The organism is Methylomonas sp. MK1 (genome assembly GCF_000365425.1).
Lineage (GTDB): Bacteria > Pseudomonadota > Gammaproteobacteria > Methylococcales > Methylomonadaceae > Methylomonas.
Genome location: NZ_AQOV01000001.1, coordinates 2884265 through 2900710, shown reverse-complemented (window position 1 = coordinate 2900710; position 16446 = coordinate 2884265). Strand labels below are relative to the sequence as shown.

The window sequence follows — 16446 nt, the reverse complement described above, 5'->3', positions numbered from 1 at the left end:
CATTGGGTATTTTTAGACTATGTTGAGAGTATTAACCAGTCAGATATCCGATTTCAATTGAACTGGTCAAACGTCATTCGCCAGCGGTAAGCTGGTAATAACACACTTGCAGGCATCAGTGCAGCCCTGTATTGTTGCGAGAACCCTACTGTTGCTTGTTGACTCTACATGTCCGATTCCGCTCCAAACAAACTGATCCTGGTCGACGGTTCGTCGTTTCTGTTTCGCGCCTTTCACGCGGTGCCGCCGTTGAGCAATGCCCAGGGCGAACCGACTAACGCCGTTTACGGCGTGTCCAACATGCTGCGCAAGCTGATCAACGATTACAACACGCCCTATATCACGGTGGTATTCGATGCGCCGGGCAAGACCTTCAGGCATGATTTATACGATCAATACAAAGCGCATCGGCCACCGATGCCGGACGACTTGCGGGTGCAGATTGCCCCCTTGCACGATTTAATCCGCTCGCTGGGCTTGCCTTTGATTATTGAACGCGGCGTGGAGGCCGACGATGTGCTGGGCAGTCTGGCGCAAAATGCCGCGCGCCAGGGTTTTGAGGTGATCATTTCCACCGGCGATAAGGATATGGCGCAGCTGGTGAACGAGCAAATCACCCTGGAAAACACCATGACCAACACTCGCATGGATATTCAGGGCGTGCAGGACAAGTTCGGCGTGATGCCGGAGCAAATCATCGATTATCTGGCCCTGATGGGCGACGCGGTGGACAACATCCCCGGCGTGCCGAAAGTGGGACCGAAAACCGCCGCCAAGTGGTTGCAGGAATACGGCACGCTGGACAACTTGATCGCCCGCGCCGACGAGATCAAAGGCAAGATCGGCGATAACTTGCGTGAGGCCTTGGGCCAGTTACCGCTGTCTCGCGAACTAACCACCATCAAATGCGACGTGGCTTTGCATTACAGCCTGGACGATTTGAAGCGCAAGGAGCCGGACATGGCCGCGCTGAAAAATCAATTGGGGCATTTGGGCTTTAGCAGTTGGTTGAAAACCTTGAACGGCGATGGCTCAACCCCCTCTCCAGCGGGAGAGGGAGGGGTGAGGGGAAATCAAAGTAGCCCCCCCTCATTTCAGCCTTTACCCGCGGAGGAGAATGAGCCGAAGGCCGCGCTTACCAGAAACTACCAAACCATCCTCACCCAAACCGATTTCGATACCTGGCTGGATAAGTTACAAAAAGCGGAGCTGTTTGCCTTCGATACCGAAACCACCAGCTTGAATTACAGCGACGCACAAATCGTCGGCGTCTCGTTTGCGGTCGATGCCGGCCAGGCTGCCTATCTACCCGTGGCGCACGATTATCCCGATGCGCCAGTTCAGCTCGACCGGCAAGCCGTATTGGACGCCTTGAAACCCTTACTGGAAGACCCAAACAAAGCCAAGTTGGGCCAAAACCTGAAATACGACACGCATGTGTTGGTCAATCACGGCATCGCGTTGCGCGGCATCCAACACGACACCATGCTGGAATCGTATGTGCTGAACAGCACCGCGACCAAGCATAATATGGACGACCTGGCCAAGCATTACCTGGGCGTGGAGACCATCCATTTCGAAGACGTGGCCGGCAAGGGTGCCAAGCAGATCGGCTTTGCCGACGTGGCTATCGAACAGGCCAGCGAATACGCCGCCGAGGATGCCGACATCACCTTGCGCCTGCATCAAACCTTGTCCGCGCAACTGCAGCAGCACCCTAGTTTGTGGGCCTTGTATAACGAGATTGAAGTACCGCTGATCAGCGTATTGGCGCGCATCGAAGAAAACGGCGTGCTGATCGACAGCGCGATGCTGGCCCAGCAAAGCCTGGAGCTGGCAAACCGGATGATAGGCATCGAGCAGCAAGCCCACGATCTGGCCGGCTCGGCGTTTAACCTCGGTTCGCCCAAACAGATTCAGGAAATCTTGTACGACCGCCTGAACCTGCCGGTGCTAAAGAAAACCCCGAAAGGCCAACCGTCCACCGATGAATCGGTGTTGCAGGAACTGGCCGTAGATTACGCTTTGCCCAAGCTGATTCTGGATTTTCGTAGCATGAGCAAGCTAAAATCCACTTACACCGATAAATTGCCGCAACAGGTCAACGACCGCACCGGCCGGGTGCATACCTCCTATCATCAGGCAGTGGCAGCAACCGGGCGCTTGTCATCGTCAGACCCTAATCTGCAAAACATTCCGATCCGTAGCGAAGAGGGCCGCAAGATCCGGCAGGCCTTTATCGCCCCGCCCGGCTATAAAATCGTCGCCGCCGACTATTCGCAGATTGAATTGCGGATCATGGCCCATCTCTCCGGCGATGCCGGCTTACTGGCAGCGTTTTCGCAAGGGGTGGACGTGCATAGCGCCACGGCGGCGGAAGTGTTCGAAGTGGAGCTGGATCAGGTTACTCACGATTTACGCCGCTCGGCCAAGGCCATCAATTTTGGCTTGATCTACGGCATGTCGGCGTTTGGTTTGGCGCAGCAGTTGGGCTTGCCGCGCAATCAGGCTCAGGCCTATATCGATCTGTACTTCAGCCGTTATCCCGGCGTGAAGCAATATATGGACAACACCCGGGAACTGGCTAAGCAACAAGGTTATGTGGAAACCATCTTCGGACGCCGTCTGTATTTACCGGAGATTAATTCCCGCAACGCCGCTATGCGTCAATATGCCGAGCGCACTGCCATCAATGCGCCGATGCAAGGCACCGCGGCCGACATCATCAAACGGGCGATGCTAGCTTGCGACACCTGGATCGGCACGGATAATTCGGATGTGAAAATGATCATGCAAGTGCATGACGAACTGGTGTTCGAAGTGGCGGAAGTGCGCTTGGCGGAACAGATGGAAACTATCCGCGGCATTATGTCCAGTGCCGCTGAGCTGCATGTGCCATTGCTGGTGGAAGTGGGCAGCGGCGAAAACTGGGACGAAGCACATTGAGCGTTGCGGAGGCTGATAGGCCATGAAATTCAAGTTCTGGGGAGTGCGCGGCTCAATCGCCACGCCGGGGCCGAGCACTGTTAAATATGGCGGCAACACCACCTGTATCGAGGTGACCAGTAGCGCCGGCGATTTAATTATTCTGGATGCCGGCACCGGTATCCACGCGCTGGCGCAGAGCTTGCCCAAACATCCGCTGACCGCTCACATCCTGATTACCCATACCCATTGGGACCATATTCAGGGCTTGCCGTTTTTTCTGCCGATGTTCAAGGCCGGCAATATCATCAACATCTACGGCGGCCTGGAGCCCTTGACTCATCAAGGCATCGAGCGGGCGATGCATGTGCAATTGCAGCACAGCTATTTCCCGATCAGCGAAGCCCAGTTAAAAGCCGAGGTGCGTTATTTCACACTAAAAGCCAATGCGCCTATTACCGTGGGCAGTGTGCGCGTAACACCAACAGTGCTGAATCACCCGGTATATAACTTTGGTTATCGCCTCGACGACGTCGACGGCAGCTCCCTGTTTTTTACCGGCGATTACGAACCGCAACTTAATCCCTATCAGGCCGATCATCCCGGCTACCCGGCCATGCGGGAACTGATCGAGCAAAAACACGAGGAAGTGATAGCGGCTATGGCCGGTGTCGATGCGTTAATTATGGACAGCTCCTACACCGACGCCGAATATGCCAACCGGCATGGTTGGGGCCACGGCACTTACCGCTCGGCGATGAATTTCGCGGCGCAAGCGGGCGCTAAGCGCTTGTTTTTGACGCATCATGAGCCGACGCGGAGCGATGCTGATTTGGAGGCGATTTTTGAATCGCTTTTGCAAGCTGGGGCGAGTGATGTTTCGGTTTGTTTGGCTCGGGAGGGGGAGGGGTTTGAGTTGTTGGACTCTGGGGCTTCTAAATAAGTTTGTTCTGATTTTACGGTAGTGTTTTGTGTCGCTGGCGCGACGGTTTGATTTGGAGATTTAAGCCCGCCATCCATGGCTCTGGATGCCCGCATCCCGGCGAGCATGACGCCATCCAAAGCTAAGAAGATCTAAGCTGACTATGCTTCACCCCATACCCAAAATAAATCAAAAACCCAATCAACAGCCAAACAAATAACCGAATCCAAGTATCAATCGGCAATCCCGCCATCAGGCTCAAACACACTAAAATCCCGCCAATCGGCACATAAGGCACGGCCGGGCATTTGAAATGGCGTTCCATTTCCGGATGGCTGTTGCGCAAGATCCAGACGCCGCCACAGACCAATACAAACGCAAACAAGGTGCCGATGCTGACCAGTTCGCCGAGTTTTTCGATAGGCATGAAGCCGGCCAGCAAAGACACGGCGACGCCGACCAGGATGGTGGATAAATGCGGGGTTTGAAATTTGGGATGCACTTGCGCGAACAGCGGCGGCAGTAGTTGGTCTTTGGCCATAGAGAAGAATATGCGGCTTTGGCCCATCAGCAACACCAGCATCACTGAGGTCAAGCCGGCAATGGCGGCGATTTTAATAATCGGCGACAGCCAACTCATGCCGACGTGATCGACTGCCAGCGCAATTGGGGCGGGGACGTTCAGTTCGGTGTAAGGAATGATGCCGGTCAACACGCCGGCCACCAGAATGTATAACAGCGTACAGACGGCCAGCGAGGCAATAATACCGATGGGCACGTCACGTTGCGGATTGATGGCTTCTTGGGCGGCGGTGGAGACCGCATCAAAGCCGATATAGGCAAAGAAAATCACCCCGGCGCCCGTCAATACGCCGCCGAAACCGAACGGTGTGAAGTTGGCCCAGTTTTCGGTTTGGATATGCCCGGAGCCGGCGACGATGAATACCACGATCACCGACAGCTTGATCAACACCATCACGAAATTGAAGATCGCCGATTGGCGGATGCCGATTACCAGTAAGCCGGTCAGTAGCAATATAATGCTCACAGCGGGTAAGTTGATGAAGCCGGCCTCCGGATTGGCCAGATAAGCAGTGGTCAGATAGGTGGGTAAATGTACGCCAAAATTTTCCAGAAAACTGGTGAGATAGCCGGCCCAGCCTATCGCTACGGTGCTGCTGGCCAGGGCGTATTCCAGGATCAAATCCCAGCCGATGATCCAGGCCATTAGCTCGCCCATCGTCGCGTAAGCGTAACTGTAAGCGCTACCGGACACCGGAATCATCGCCGCCAGTTCGCTGTAACACATCGCGGCCAGGCCGCATGCGATGCCGGCCAATATGAACGACACCACGATGGCCGGACCGGCGTATTTAGCCGCGGCGATGCCGGTCAAGACGAAGATGCCGGCGCCGATCACCGCGCCTATGCCCAGTATGGTTAAATCTTTGGCGGTGAGGGTTTGCTTTAAGCCGTGCTGAACATCGGTCAAGGCTTCGACGGATTTGCGTTGCAGTAATTGTTTGGGGATTTGCATGAAGTGGTCTCGATTATTTGGAAGGGGCTGGCTTTACTGAATCGGGCAGGTTTTGGGCGCCGTCAAAGCGGGTGCCGGTAGTCACCGCCTCGGTGAAAATCGCGTCGTGCAATTTGGCTTGCGAGAAATTGGCATTGGTCAGATTGGCGCCGGTCAGGTTCGCGCCATCCATCTCGGCGGAATACAGGTCGGCGTTTTGCAAGTTGGCGTTATTCAGTTTGGCGTGTTTCAACATGGCTCGGCCGAGCTGGGCATTGCTGAGGTTGGCGCCGGTCAGATTGGCGCCTTTCAAGCTGGCGCGCATCAAGCCCATCGATTGGTTTTTCATGTCCGCCGCCCATTGCACGTTACTGAGATTGGCGTGGCTCAAATTGGCACCGTCCATGATTGCTACCACTCGGCTGCCGCTCATGTCGGCGTTGCTGAGGTCGGCGTGCATCAGGCTGACTCCGAATATGCTGGTGTTGGCTAGATTCGCGGCGCTGAGCTTGATATTGGTCATCACCGTTAAATCCAGCGTCAGGCCTTGCAGGTTACTTTTATTCAGATTGGAACGCCGTAAATCGGCGCCCCATAAATCAGCGTTGCGAAAATCCAGATTGGACAAGTCCAGGTCGGTCAAATCCTTACGACGCAAGTCGGCGGGATGTTGCTTGTCGGCTTTGGTCAGCATTTGCTCGACTTGGGCGCGAGTCAGTTCGGCGGCGCTAGCGGACGTGAAGTCGATCACAATCAGTAGGGCTAAAACATTAAATTTAAGCGAACATCTCATGGTGGCTCCTGAGTCGTTTAAGGAAGGTGGCGTTTGTCGAGAATGCTTGAAATAGACTTCACTGTGACAAATTTTGTATTGATTAGTTTTTGAATCCGCCCAGTTTAATAGGAGACAATATTTTGCGTATTTTAGTTGCCGATCAATATTTTAAGATTTATCGGATTTTAAAAACACAATAATATTATTTTTCGAGGCAGTCACCACAAATCCTTGTGGAATAAGTGATTTTGCTATACTTTCCTTCCAGTCGCCGGCATCGAGTACTCTTACGGTTTCGTTATTGGGTAAAATGACAAGATAGAAAGGGCGTCCTGGTAAAGTGTTGTTGGCCATTTCTCCAATAACCAATGCCGTTTCTTGTAGTTTTCTAGCATCGAAATCGAAACTTCTAATAGGTAACAGTGTTAAACGTCTTAATAGGCCCCCAACATTTGATATAACCAGTGCATTTTTGGGAATGCTGTCGATGATCCCGATAATCTCTGGGTCTTGGGTAATTTTAAAGTTAATTTCCTCAGTTATTATTTTGTATTTTCCTGTTATTGCGCGAGCTGCGGTTGCTATATCGGAAGGCTGATTTAGCGCGGCAAGCACTTCTTGTGTCTTTTGAATGTCATTGCGCATATGGTTTAAATGGCTAAAAAGGATCAAGCCGCCAAGTACCGCTGAAAAAATATTGCGAAAACGATTTTGCTCAAAATTAAAGGTAATTAGAGCCAAAGGGTATAAAACCCAGGTAAACGGGAATACGTGTCTTATCAGGTTGCCGGGATCCAGGCCGTGACGAGTATGGGCAATAATCAACATGCCGCTGGATGCTAATAAAAATAAAACGGCAAATAATATAAAGAATTTGGTTTCTAAGGTGTATTTAACCCATTGCTTCCAAGTTAAATACAGTCCCGATAAAGATACAGGTAGAAAAACCAATAAAATCAACCAAAAGTCCCAAGCTATTTTGGCGATAGTCCTCGAGCCGATGAAGTCAAATAGCAAAGCCTCAATTAGTACGCGTACCGAGGTAAGATAAGTTGAAAAATAGCCTTGGTCGATTCGGTATGGCAGTATTTGATTGAAAACCGAAAGATTGCGTAGGTGAAGGGCAATTAAAACAGGTGCAGATCCAATAAAAAACCATAATAACAAGGTAAGAGCTTTTTCGGTTTTTATCGACCCCAATATTCGTAAAGTTACGAAGGTAAAGAATAGAGCGGCGAAATAAGCCAAGCAAGCGTTACGTACGGAATAGGCAACGCCCGCGACAAAGCCGGCACAGAGTATTGCGGCAATGAGTTTTCGATCAAGGTCTCTATTAAGGTTTCTAATGACTATGCCAATTGAAAGCAGAATTATCGCGGTATATAGGGCTTCCGTAAATGGGCCGGAGCCGAATAAATAATAACAGGGGGACGTGACGGACAGGATGGCGCAGAAAATTGAAAATCGAAGCCCAATTAGTGGCTTTAGTAGAAAAACAAGTATAGCTGGTGTCAGCGCCCAGGAGATGTACGATATCCATAAATCCGCTTTTGTTGGTATTAATCCAAAAAGCGATACCAAGTAAATTAGGAGGCCGAAGCCTGGAGGTTGATAGATATTCGGCTCATAATCGACGGTTGGATTGCCGGCGGCCCATGGAGTTCTAGTTAGTCCTCGGCCATGAATAAAGTTTAGAGCCTCCTCGAAGTAAGTGTCGTTGCTAAGAAAGAATTTCATAGAGCTTATAAACTCAATGAAATAATAAATAACTAGCGAACTAAAAAGGATTATAAGAAGATAAGTTAATAAAGCGGAGAAGAGGCGGTGCTTAAGTTGATGAAGCGAAAACATCTTAAATCCATTCGTCATGATCTCTCCTCGAGTCCTAGAACGGGGCTGGCATTGATGCGCATGTGTTTATTTACCTGATCAATAATGTTTTCGGGGCGTTCAACTGAGGGTCGTTGGAATTCCAGTTGTGCGATTGTTGCCAGCGCGATATTCTGGCGGTCCATGTTGCTTTGAAGCTGGTGTTGAACCGGGTTAAAGCTTAAAATCTATGCGCATTCTATTTCCTTATCCATAGATTTTAAAGGAAAATATTGCCACCAATTTTGGTCAATTTTTGTAAGGTGAAATGCATGCTGTCGATAATCATCCCGGCCTATAACGAAGAAGAAGTATTAGATGAGTTTCATCGCCGAATCACTGGAGTACTCGAAGGCGTAGGCTTGCCTTATGAATTGGTTTTTGTTAATGACGGTAGTTGTGATGGTACATTAACATTACTGGAAAATATGAGTCGTCAAGATGAAAGGGTGGTTGTTATCGATTTAAGCCGCAATTTCGGTAAAGAAATTGCAGTTTCGGCGGGTATTGACTTTGCCAGGGGCGAGGCAATAGTAATTATCGACGCTGACTTGCAAGATCCGCCTGAACTGATTCCAGCGCTTGTTCAGCAATGGCGGAATGGCTATGACAATATTTACGCGCGAAGAATAAGCCGCGATGGCGAATCCATGCTTAAAAAAGCGACCTCATTTTTATTTTACCGGTTTATTCGGAGAATGACTCAAATAGATATTCCGGCGGATACTGGAGACTTCCGCTTATTAAGCCGGCGAGCGGTTGATGCCTTGAGGCAATTGCCGGAAAGAAACCGTTTTATGAAGGGCTTATATGCATGGATAGGCTACCCGGCCATTGCCGTCGATTATAGAAGAGATCCTCGTTATGCGGGCGAAACAAAATGGAATTATTGGAAATTATGGAATTTCGCGCTGGAAGGTATAACCTCGTTTACGGAAGTCCCGCTGAAATTGGCTAGTTATATCGGCGGATTGGTGGCCTTTATGGCGTTCTGTTATGGTGCTTATATTATTGTAGATACTATCGTTTTTGGGAATGACGTGGCCGGTTATCCATCGTTAATCGTTACTATTTTGTTTTTGGGCGGGATTCAGCTTATTTTTATCGGTATTTTAGGCGAATATCTTGGACGAGCATTTTCCGAGACGAAACGGCGGCCGCTTTACTTTGTCAATAAAATAATTAAAAAATAATTTATGGATATAAAAGAAGAAGATATATTGGGCGAGTCTGTTCATAGCCATTGGTATTACGTGTCCAAAGGGAACGTTATTCGATATCTTTTGAAGTCGGTGGCAGGGAAAAGCGTTCTTGATGTTGGGGCAGGTTCCGGTGTGTTTTCTAAATCGTTGATAGATCATGGCCTAGTCGAAAATGCGCGATGTGTCGATACGGGATATGACGTGGATGAGAAATTGGAAAACTATAAAGGGAAATGCATCCGTTTTGTCAAGTCGGTGGAGAACGCCGATGAGCCGTTGGTTCTAATGATCGATGTGCTAGAACATGTTGATGATGACCTGGCGGTATTAAAATATTATTCCGATCAGATTCCCTCCGGAAGTCATGTATTGATTTCCGTTCCGGCTTTTAACTTTCTGTGGTCGGGACATGATGTTTTTTTGGAACATAAACGGCGTTATACGCTCGCGAAATTAGAGCGTCTGGTTAATAATGCTGGGCTGGAAGTGGTGAAGGGGCGCTATTTCTTCGGACTTTTATTTCCGGTTGTCGCGTCGGTGCGTTTGATAAAAAGAGCATTGTTGAATGCTGGGCAGTTGTCGGCAAAAAGCGATTTAACAAAGCCCAATAACTTCGTTAATTTCTTGCTCATAGCTATCCATGCGATAGAGTTGAAAGTGCTGTTTTCGGTAAATAGAGTGGCCGGCTTAACCGCATTTTGCCTGGCAAAAAAACCATAAGCTTATGTAAATGCCCACTTTTTGTTAATAATAAAAGTGGTGGCGGGTACCACCGTAGACATAAACAATGCGGCGTAGTTGTAGGACAATAATAATTGGTCGACGATAATGTAAACGGCGCTGGTATTTAGCCCCAGACCTATCAATGCCACGACCATGAACTTAGCCATTTTTTTTGCCCAGTGACTGTCGCCGCTATTTCTAAATGTCCAATGATATTGGCCTAAGAAAGATATTAAAAACGCTACGCTAAAAGCGATAAAATTTGCTTGTAACGCTTTGGCAAAATGCGTTTCCATCATGAAAATAAATAAGCCGGTATGGGTTGCGGTTGCCAAACCGCCTACTATTGCAAAGTTAAAAACTTGCCATGCGGTTTTTCTGAACCGTTGGTCGGCGACGATATTTTTTTTAGCCGGGCGGTTACTGCCGGGTAATAAGTGTTTCTTATGTGAATATTTTTTTTTATGTCGCGAATTTCTATTATTACGCATTTTGAGAGTCGGCCAAAAAACATTAATACAGTCGTCTAAATTGAGAATGCTGTGGTAAGTCGTGAGAAATGGTTTAACAGGTTGTTGATTTTCTATATTTGGTGTCAGTTTTACACGGCGTCGCAATATGTAGTCAATTTTTACCCGGTTAACGTTCCCACAACTGATTTTCAACAGCCTGTTAAAGCAGACAATTGGTTGTTAAATAAAATGCCCAATAAAAACGACATATTATGCCTAAGTTTAGTCTAACAATGGTACTTTTAGTGCTTGCCTTGAATATTGGCATTACGGCGAATTGCCAATGACCAATATGAAAAACTCGGAAAAACCATTCAGGCCGGTGCTGGATTTCGGAAGTCGGTCGTTGGCGTGGTGTTTAAATCAAGTCACCGCACAGCAGGTTTTGTTGGGTATCGTAAAAAGTGCGTTGCCCACAGCCTTAGCGGAGCACGCCGTACATTGCGTGGCGTCCGGTTCGCAGCTGCTGTTGTACTGCGATTCGGCCAGCTGGGCATCGCAAATACGGTTTTTCAATCGAGCGATTTTAGACAAGTTGCATGGCGCAGGGCATCCCTATATTGTCCGATTGCAAGTGCGCATCGTTCCGCCGATAGCCGAGTCGGTTCAGCCGAAACGTGTGCCGTGTTTACCGTCGGTTGAAAATATCGGTTTGATTTGCGATCAAGCGCAGCGAGGTGATGAGCTAGACGTGTTGGGCGCCGCTCTGGCGCGCTTGGGGGCAACACTTAACAAGCGATTGATGGAAGGCAGGTAGTTAGATTGCTTGTTAGATATGGGCTCACCCTAAAAAACATACGGCTGCTTTGGCCGCAGTTGTCGGATGTTACTATCAAACTGGAATAAGCTCAGAGGGAGCGCCCTGAGGGACTGATTGGGGCTAGTAGTCAGGGGCTGCACTTGCAGCCTGGAGTTTTGAGATAAAGACCCCGATGATTTTAATCTCGCCGTTTTCAGAAGTCACCGGCCAACGCCGGTGACTGTGGACTGAAATTTAAGCCTCGCTATGGTGCCAAATATTCTTCGAAAGGCTGTATCGGCGATGAGTTGCCTTGCGCGCCAACCGCTTCAATGGTCAGGAATTGATCTTTAGCCAGAACACTGGCCAGCGGATTTCCGCCGCTTACCGACTGTTCTACACCAACATGGCCGTGGGGTATTTTGATTTCGGGATGATCGAAGGGCGCTTTTTCGTACCGGACTCTGTCATCCGTCAGGGTTTTCAGGAAGGCGATCAAGTCGGCTCGGTTTTGTGCATCCAGTTGTAAATTGGGCTGCGGAAACACCCGAGTAACTTGCTTGCTGTCGTAGGCGAAGTTCCCGCCTCGCGAATAAAACTCTATCGCTTGTTCCAGCGTGGCCATGCTGCCGTTGTGCATGTAAGGTCCGGTTAACTCGATATTTCGTAGCGACGGTATTTTAAATGTCGAATCGACGGCGGCAACCATTTTCTTGCTGTTGGGCTTGTTCAACTCCGCTAAAGCGGCAGCTGTGGTGGGCAAAAAGGCATTGCTGGCCGGTAGAAAACAGTTTTCAGTACTTTGCGGCTGGGGTCTTATGCCGTCGGTAATCGTAAACAAACTGGGCAGTGAATAAGGCAGCTTCAGATTTAGGGCAAGCGCCTCCTGAAAATCGCAGGCTCGAACTTTGCTGACATCCTCTTCCAACACGCCGGCGCTATTCCCTGCCAGATACTGTAAATATTGCCGGCTGAACGATAGCGGGTTGCCGAAGTCGTCCACGCCGCCTACGCCAATGTCAGCCGCTGCCTCGGTTACCCCGGTGGAGGAGAAGCCGGTATCGAAAAACGCCGTGACTGGCGCGTTTTGGATAAACAAAGGGATGCGATTCACCACATTGGCGGATGCGCTGATGTAGAAGGCCGGCTCGCCAAACGCTTCCGGATGGGTTTTAGCAATGGCTGCGTTGGCGTTGATCGATGCGGCGCTGAAGTTGGGGCCCAGATGGCAGAGTGCGCACTGGTTTTTTCTGAATTGTTTTAAGCCGTTCAATTCCGAAGCGCTTAGCTCTATGGGTTGATTGCCGGCGTCGCGGGCGCTGTTGTCGAAGGGCGATTCATCCGAAATCAATGTGCTTTCATACAGTTGGATGGCCAGACCGAAAAACATCCCAAAGTTGGCTTCGGTCTGATTGTAAGGCGCTAGCCCTTTGGCTACCGGAATTGGCGTGCTACCGTTGAACGACCAGTATTTGGGATTGAATGCCTGCATGATCAGCAGCTTATACATGGTGTTCATGCCTGGTTTCGTATTCAGGCTGTAAGGTCCTAATACACTATCTTCAGGATGCACTTTCTGGTTTTGCAAAGGGCGGCGTAACAGCAGTTTTCTGCCGAGCTCCATCAAGGTCCGGTTGCGGCAGGCCATCTCGGTGGTGTTTTGCGGTGGAGCGACCGCTAATGACGCCAACGAGGAATTGAGCAAATGCAGGCGTTGTTTGCTGAGCGTCGTGGCGTTCTGTTTTACCCAGACGCCGGCGTTGGGATCGCGGTCGCCCCAGGGGCTGCTGCCGTTAAACACATTGTTGGCGCGACCGTCCCAAAAATTGCGATGATTAAACACCGCATTGATGACGCTGGGCGCGTTGCGCGACGTGACTTTGCGGGTGCCGACGGCGCCGGCGTGAAATAGACTATCGGCGCTGCGGCTGCACGAGTCGTTAGGGGCGGTGTAGCGGTCTACTGCTCTGAAATCCCCGCCGAAAGTACCGGACGAACCGACTACATTGTCGGTGTCGTAGAGGATCGTGGAATGTTCCTGTAGTGGGTCTTCTCGTTGATGTAACGGAAAGTCCCCTGCGCTGAGGGTATGATTCGGTCCCAACGACGCACCAGTCATGGCATTGCTGAATTCTTGGTTGCTTAAAGGGCTGGATTGGCCGCCCGGTGCAAGCTGATTTTTTACCCTGCCGTCGGCGCCGGCGTGAAAGTGGCAAGATGCGCAGGCCATAGCGTCGCTGCCAACGTTAGTATCCCAGAACAGCGCCTTGCCCAAGACAATCGCGGCATTCTTGTTGACGACAATAGGGTCCGGGCCGTCCAGTAATCCGGGGACGGACGGAACGGGCAAATGCTTCAGGCTTATCGGCATGGGCCCTAGCGCCAATTCGAACGCGGCTGCATTGAAACTGAGCAGCGCAGTTCCGGCTAAGACAATCGCTAATAGGCTATGACGAAACAATGTCATGGTGAAACTCCACTGAGAAATGGTTAAGTGGCAAAAAATACTGCCCAAACCGCTTAAAACGGGCGGGCGTGAACGAAAAAAGGCCGATAAACCACAGCGAGTAATTTATCGGCCATCCTTATTCCTTTAGCGAAGTCTCTCGCCAAATTCCTTATTTACACGAACACCGGCTTAAGTCTTTTGGGTTTAAGCGCTTCCTTGTGTGTTGGTAACGCTTAAGCGTTGCGTTTGCCCCGGCCTATGCCCAAAAAACCGGCCAGCGCGCTACCGAACAACCAAACAGCCGAAGGCACGGGTACCGCGGCAGGTGGGGTGTATGTAGAGGCGGCCGCCGACGCGGAAATGTTCAAGGAGATACCGGCGCTGGAGCCGAGGACGTCCGCGCCGCCGACGAACACTGCATACCAGCCGGCCTGCAAATCGTTCAGCGTCAAGGTAGCGTATCTTTTGGTGTTGGCAAACGCAGGGTTACCGGTGACACCTGTCGAGCCGGATACGCCGGTTTCATAGAGGTCGTCGATACTGACATCGTGTGCACCGGAGTCGATGACGCCGCCGAACGAGTTAACGTAGTTTTTGCTGGAGGAACTGACGTAGCCCAGCGTTTCGACAATACCGTCCGCGCCTGTTGCCCAGATGATGCCTGGATCCCCGGCTTGGCCGACCGAGTTGAATTTATGGATTTGGCCGGTTAGCTCTGCCGGTGTATCGACGCCGACTGTTTCCCCCGAATAAGCCACATTGGTTCTGAAGATTGAAAACGCCGGAAAGTTTGCGGCAGACGAACGCGCGTCTACTGTCACGGATTGGGCTGATGAGCTTAGATAGAAATTGGTAAATGCGCCTTGCATGCCCCAGCCATCGTTGGAAAGCGCCGGATTGCCCGCGAAGCCCAGATTGCTGGAATTAAAACTAGGGTTTGAGATGCTAGTACCCAACTCAAGGGTGTTATCGGCACCTGTCCAAGCCGCCGCAGCTGGTTGAGCCATGGCAAGGGTTAACGCCGCGGAAGATAGGGTGATTTTGAAAATGTGTTGTAAATTGATGTTCATTTTTGAGTGTCTCCAATATCCACCACATCGCGGTTTACGATTGTGGTAGATTTAAGTTGCTGTTTAATTTGGATTCGTCTGAGGTGTTTCGGGCCTGGCAGCCAAAAGTGGACGATTCCAAAGTTTTAATATGCATTGCGAGGGGTGAGTCGATAGCTGATGTCGGTTTACCTACTCGCTCTTACTCGCTGTGGTTTATGCGGTGCGGCGTTTGCCGAATACGCCTAATCCCGCTAACGCAGAACCAAACAACCAAACGGCCCCTGGAACCGGTACTGCACTAACGCCTTCTCCGGTTATGGTCAAAGGCAGGTTGGCTCCGGTGACGTAGTCGGTAGCAGTAAGGGTTATTTGATAGTCAAAATGATCCTGACCTGTGGCGCCAGTTACGGGGTTGAGGCCAGTTGCACCAGTGATAACGTCGCCCTTGTTGAAACCCAGCACGGCTTCTTCAATGGTGAGAGAGTAATCTCCAAAAGCAATAATGTAATTGCCTACGTCCAAAGCAGTCGCCAGATAGGAGTCTCGGCTCAACAAGCTGCCGTCGGCCCATCCGCCGGTATTGCCAGGTATGGTGTAGGCTGGACTGTCGTCGCCGCTGACTATTTCCGTAGTGAGTGAGACCGTGTCCTGAAAAATGCGGAATTGGCTATCCGCCAGGGTTAGTTCGCCGTCGCCGTTGATATCGACATAGGCGCCGGGATGTGCGCCCCAGCCCGCTGCGTAGCCTTCATTCGCCAGGACATCGATGACAACATTGGCAGCCGATGACAACGAAAACGAATAGAAATCGATTGTGGTACCGGCGCCGTGAACCGGGTCGACGGTCTTATAGATGGTTCCGTTTACGACCTCGGCCTGTGCGCTGCTTAGGCCTAAAAGTGAAATAGCAAGTGTTGCAGCCACCTTTTTTAAGGTTTGGGCATTTCTAGTGTTAACAGACATAATTCAATTCCTTTAAATAGAGTAAGACGTAGATTTTTACCGGTAGTCTCTACCGGCGACATTCAAGGTTTCGTATTTCCCTTTACGAGTTGTTGTCTAACGCACATGTGCCCGCTGCCGCGATGCCAGGCTCTTACCGTTCGATCCTGTTCGTACGGTAAGGGCCTAGGGCTGGCCGTTTGACCAACGGCTTCCCGCGCAATTTGAACGGTCTTAAAACCGCTAAGTATTTCAATATTCCCGGATTGATCATGCCGCGCTATGTTTGCGAGGGAAGCAGTCCAAAGAGTTTGAAATACCGGGCTAGTTTGCACAGTGTGTTAAACAATGGGTTCAGACTAATCAGGTGATATAACAAACTATTCCTGACCAGTGAGCGACTGCTAGGGGATAGTTGTCGTCGTTTCCATATCGACCCGCTAATCCCTTCTCTTGCCTGCTCAAAAGAGGTAGCTCGACTATCTGAATCAGATCCGCAGCTTTCCGGCCCCGCCTTGCGACGAGTGTGGCGACTTGTTGGCTGCGCCCAGAGGGTGCAGCATTAATAGCTAAGCAAAATATGCGCCAAAATAACGCTAAGCGTGGGTGGTCAGCTTTTTTGTATGAATATTTATATATAAAACAAGGGGATAAATGGTTTGCTTTGAGATGGTGGGGCTGCAATAAGCGTGGCTGTTTTCCGGGACTCCAGCTGGCTTTAATACTAGGGGATGAGTTATTTCACGTATTTTGAGTTATATCCCTTACTTTTTGCAGGGATAGACTTTGCCATGGGGATGAGCAGATGAATTAGAGCCAG

At 50.3% G+C, this 16446-nt stretch carries 12 protein-coding genes and 1 riboswitch; of the genes, 5 read left to right on the top strand and 7 right to left on the bottom strand.

What is annotated here, in order from left to right:
• The first annotated feature begins 168 nt into the window (after positions 1–168).
• Together polA and G006_RS0113775 are read left to right on the top strand one after the other, a co-directional pair.
• Positions 169–2946, top strand: coding sequence for a DNA polymerase I (polA, locus tag G006_RS0113780; protein WP_020483783.1), 2778 nt, complete (start codon positions 169–171; stop codon positions 2944–2946).
• 22 nt (positions 2947–2968) lie between these two features.
• Entirely contained in the window at positions 2969–3868 is a 900-nt protein-coding gene (locus tag G006_RS0113775; protein WP_020483782.1) for an MBL fold metallo-hydrolase, read from the top strand.
• Positions 3869–3989: 121 nt separating this feature from the next.
• Here G006_RS0113775 and G006_RS0113770 read toward each other — a convergent pair whose 3' ends face one another.
• From G006_RS0113770 to G006_RS0113760, 3 genes are all read right to left on the bottom strand, one after another.
• Positions 3990–5384 carry an amino acid permease gene (locus G006_RS0113770; protein WP_020483781.1) on the bottom strand — a complete coding sequence of 465 codons (1395 nt, stop codon included), beginning with the start codon at positions 5382–5384 and terminating at the stop codon, positions 3990–3992.
• 13 nt (positions 5385–5397) lie between these two features.
• Entirely contained in the window at positions 5398–6156 is a 759-nt protein-coding gene (locus tag G006_RS25560; protein ID WP_020483780.1) for a pentapeptide repeat-containing protein, read from the bottom strand.
• Positions 6157–6306: 150 nt separating this feature from the next.
• A complete protein-coding gene (locus G006_RS0113760; protein ID WP_020483779.1) occupies positions 6307–8007 on the bottom strand; it encodes a hypothetical protein in 1701 nt (566 codons plus the stop codon).
• Between the two features lie 272 nt (positions 8008–8279).
• On the opposite strand from G006_RS0113760, the gene G006_RS0113755 reads away from it, so the two are divergent.
• Together G006_RS0113755 and G006_RS0113750 are read left to right on the top strand one after the other, a co-directional pair.
• On the top strand, positions 8280–9200 hold the full coding sequence (locus G006_RS0113755) for a glycosyltransferase family 2 protein (RefSeq protein WP_020483778.1): 921 nt from the start codon (positions 8280–8282) through the stop codon (positions 9198–9200).
• A gap of 3 nt (positions 9201–9203) precedes the next feature.
• Positions 9204–9929: a class I SAM-dependent methyltransferase gene (locus G006_RS0113750; RefSeq protein WP_020483777.1), complete on the top strand. Its 726-nt coding sequence runs from the start codon at positions 9204–9206 to the stop codon at positions 9927–9929.
• Between the two features lie 2 nt (positions 9930–9931).
• Here the strand turns inward: G006_RS0113750 and G006_RS0113745 are convergent, their stop codons facing one another.
• Positions 9932–10423 carry a GtrA family protein gene (locus G006_RS0113745; protein WP_020483776.1) on the bottom strand — a complete coding sequence of 164 codons (492 nt, stop codon included), beginning with the start codon at positions 10421–10423 and terminating at the stop codon, positions 9932–9934.
• Between the two features lie 304 nt (positions 10424–10727).
• Here G006_RS0113745 and G006_RS0113740 point away from each other — a divergent pair, with 304 nt between their 5' ends.
• The gene (locus G006_RS0113740; protein ID WP_020483775.1) at positions 10728–11201 is read left to right on the top strand and encodes a DciA family protein; all 474 of its coding nucleotides are present in this window, start codon (positions 10728–10730) and stop codon (positions 11199–11201) included.
• Between the two features lie 247 nt (positions 11202–11448).
• On the opposite strand, the gene G006_RS0113735 is transcribed toward G006_RS0113740, so the two are convergent.
• The 3 genes from G006_RS0113735 to G006_RS28860 form a co-directional block, all read right to left on the bottom strand.
• Positions 11449–13650, bottom strand: a complete 2202-nt coding sequence (locus G006_RS0113735) for a cytochrome-c peroxidase (protein ID WP_020483774.1) — start codon at positions 13648–13650, stop codon at positions 11449–11451.
• Between the two features lie 215 nt (positions 13651–13865).
• Positions 13866–14702: a hypothetical protein gene (locus tag G006_RS28865; RefSeq protein WP_020483773.1), complete on the bottom strand. Its 837-nt coding sequence runs from the start codon at positions 14700–14702 to the stop codon at positions 13866–13868.
• A 195-nt stretch (positions 14703–14897) separates the two neighbouring features.
• On the bottom strand, positions 14898–15647 hold the full coding sequence (locus G006_RS28860; RefSeq protein ID WP_020483772.1) for a VPLPA-CTERM sorting domain-containing protein: 750 nt from the start codon (positions 15645–15647) through the stop codon (positions 14898–14900).
• A gap of 445 nt (positions 15648–16092) precedes the next feature.
• Positions 16093–16167: riboswitch (cyclic di-GMP riboswitch) on the bottom strand.
• Between the last annotated feature and the right edge of the window lie 279 nt (positions 16168–16446).